Below are 3,534 nucleotides of genomic sequence, written 5' to 3'. Positions count from 1 at the left end.
ACGCCATTGTCATAGATCTTAACCGTGGAACCACCCTCAGCACCGGAACCAGAGATCGTCGGCTTGGTATCATCCGTGGTCTTGCCATTGGCCACTGCACCCTGCACAGAACCAACATCATCGAGAACCTGCGTGATCGTTGGCGCAACCGGTGCGGTTGTATCAACAGTCACTGACCAGCTCGGGGAATATGGCCCCTCATTACCGGCTGCATCAACCGCTTTGACACGGAAGTTGTGTACACCATTGGCAAGATCGCTCTCAACCGCAAAGCTCCACACACCTTCCTTGACCGCAACTTCGCCCAGCAGCGTCGTACCGTCATAAAGACGAACCAGAGTAATACCGGCTTCCGCCGTACCCGAGATCACAGGGCGTGCATCATTAGTCAGGCCGTTATGTTCGATATTGCCTGTATGCAGGTCAACATCATCCATCACCTGCGTGATCTTCGCATCCGCACCTGTCGGTGCCGTGGTATCAACGGTCAGCGTGAAGGCTGCAGACGATGCACCCTCATTACCGGCCGCATCAACGGTGGTGGCAATGAATGCATGCTGACCTTCCGTCAGGGTCGGAACATCAAATGTCCAGTTCCCCGAAGCATCAGCCTGAACCTGACCCAGCAACTTACCGCCCGAATAGATGCGGATAAAGCCGTTTGGTTCCGCACCATTACCATTGAGGCGTGGCGTGGTGTCATTGGTAAAGCCGTTATGCTCAACAAGACCGGTATCAGGCAGAACGTCATCGGAGGCGTTCTTGATCTCAGGCTTGAACTTCGCATCAGGGCCCGTCACGTCAACCTCAATGCTCCAAGGCATCGAGGCAGAGCTCTCATTACCGGCCTGATCCGTCACAGTCGCCGTGAAGGTGTGAACACCCTCGCTCAGATCTGTGGCTGGTGTGAAGCTCCACGTACCATTGGCATTGGCTTTGGTCTCACCCAAAAGCACGCCCTTGTCATAGATCTTAACGATCGCGCCGCCTTCGGCTCCCGAACCCGAGATCGCCGGGCGCAGATCATCCGTGGTCTTGCCGGAGGCTACAGCACCGGTAACAGAACCAACATCATCCATCACCTGCGTGATTGCAGGCGCATTCGGTGCAAGCGTGTCAACCGTCACACTATAGGCTTCAGAGCGCACAGACACATTGCCTGCACCATCAACACCCACAACCGTGAAGGTATGAACACCATTACCCAGCGCATTAACCGGTGTGTAGCTCCAGATACCTGAGGCATCAGCAGTCACTTCACCAAGCAGTGTCGCACCGTCATAGATGCGCACAGTCCCATTGGCTTCCGCACCCGAACCCGAGATCGTAGGCGTCGTATCATTGGTAAAGCCGCCCTTGACCACATTGCCCTCAATCGGGGCAACATCATCAGTCACTGCTTCAATCTTCGGTGCAGCAGGCGCAACAGTATCAACCGTCACCGTGAAGCCATTTGAAGGCGCACTCACATTACCCGCAGCATCCGTCACAGTCGCAGTGAACACATAGGTCGCATCGCTCAAAGAAGCCGCACTTCTCCAGCTCCACTGACCACCCGCATCCGCCTTAACGCTCGCAACCAGAACACCATCCTGATAGATGCTGACCACCGCATTGGCTTCCGCACCCGAACCCGACAGTTTTGGACGACCATCATTGATGATCGCACCATCACTGAACTCACCCGTCACAGGACCAACAGCATCATAGCCGGTGGTGAACTGCGGGGCTTCAGGCGCTGTGGTATCCACAGTAATCGTGTATGGGAACGAAGGCTGACCTTCAACGCCCGCACCATCGACAACCTTCGCCGTAAAGGCGTGACCGCCCTCACTCAGATCAGTGGCCGGTGTGAATGTCCATTTGCCATCGCCATCGGCTTTCGCCTGACCCAGCAACGCGCCATTGTCATAGATATTGACCGTGGCATTGGCATCCGCCTTACCGCTGATCGTCGGCTTGGTATCATCCGTGGTTTTGCCGTTATCAACTTTACCGGTAATAGCACCAACATCATCACTGACTTCGGTGATGGACGGTGTGCCAGGCACAGCGGTCGAGACCACAATGGTGAATGGTTCAGACAGCGCACTTTCCGTACCAACCGCATTCACAGACTGAACTGTGAAGGTGTGGGTACCGTCAGACACAAAGCCTGTATATGTCCAGGTGCCGGCTGCAGTCGCAACCGTCTCACCAAGCAAAGTCCCGTTGACGAAGATCTTGACCACAGTGCCCGCAGCAGCCGTACCGGACAGCGTCGGGGTGGTATCATTGGTGGTCTCACCCTTGCCCACAGGGCCGATACCAGGATTGGTATCATCCCAGATCTGATCGATCGTCGGTGTTTTTGGTACAGACAGGTCAATATGGATCGTCCAGCCCGCAGACGGAACGCTCTCATTGCCAGCCTTATCCGTCGAGGTCACAGTGAACACATGCGAACCGGTTGCAAGATCAGTGCCCGGTGTGAACGACCAGGTCCCGTTGCTGTTGGCAATCGTCTCACCCAACAACACACCCTTGTCATAGATCTTAACCGTGGAACCGGCTTCCGCACTGCCGCCAGACAGTGTCGGGCGAAGATCATCCGTCGACTTACCATCGGCAACATTGCCCTGAACCGCATTCACATCATCATAGACAGTCGTGATCGACGGGGCATTTGGTGCAGCCGTATCAATCGTCACAGACCAGGTCGGGGAATATGGCCCCTCATTGCCCGCCGCATCAACCGCTTTAATACGGAAGTTGTGAACACCATTCGACAGATCGCTCTCGGACTTGAAGGTCCAGGCACCATCTGTCACCGCAACCTCACCAAGCAGTGTCGTGCCGTCATAGATGCGAACAAGCGTCACACCTTCTTTGGCTGTACCAGTCACAGTCGGGCGCGCATCATTGGTCAGACCGCCGGAGACGATATTACCCTCATGCGGTGCAACGGCATCCACAACCTGCGTAATCTCGGCATCACTCGCTGTCGGCGCTGTCGTATCAACGCTCAACGAGAAGGCTGAAGACGATGCTCCCTCATTACCAGCCGCATCAACAGTGGTGGCGATGAACGAATGTTTGCCTTCCGACAAGGTCGGAACATCAAACGTCCAGTTGCCCGAAGCATCCGCCTGAACCGTGCCAAGCAGTTTGCCGTCGCTATAGATACGGATCAGACCATTGGCCTCCGCACCCTTACCATTGAGGCGCGGCGTTGTATCATTGGTGAACTCGCCATTCTGGATCAGACCAGTATTTGGCAGAACATCATCGCTCGCATTCAAGATCTCAGGCTTGAACTTCGCATCAGGGCCTGTCACGTCAACTTCAATGCTCCAAGGCATCGAGGCTGTACCTTCATTGCCCGCCTTATCGGTCGAAGTCGCCGTGAAGGTGTGAACACCCTCACTCAGATCTGTGCCCGGTGTGAAGCTCCATGTCCCGTTGGCCGCAGCGGTGGTCTCACCCAGCAACACGCCATTGTCATAGATCTTAACCGTGGAACCACCCTCAGCACCGGAACCAGAGATCGTCGGC

Annotated in this window: 1 protein-coding gene; it reads right to left on the bottom strand. The window is 55.5% G+C overall.

Translation table 11 applies throughout. The features are described 5' to 3' along the window. The coding region (locus tag QUF18_RS20270) for an Ig-like domain-containing protein (RefSeq protein WP_289389048.1) at positions 1-3,534 on the bottom strand (3,534 nt) is incomplete at both ends.

Origin of the sequence: Pseudochrobactrum kiredjianiae (assembly GCF_030362795.1) — a bacterium.
In the GTDB taxonomy this organism is placed as follows: domain Bacteria; phylum Pseudomonadota; class Alphaproteobacteria; order Rhizobiales; family Rhizobiaceae; genus Pseudochrobactrum; species Pseudochrobactrum kiredjianiae.
This window is presented reverse-complemented; position numbering and strand designations above follow the sequence as displayed.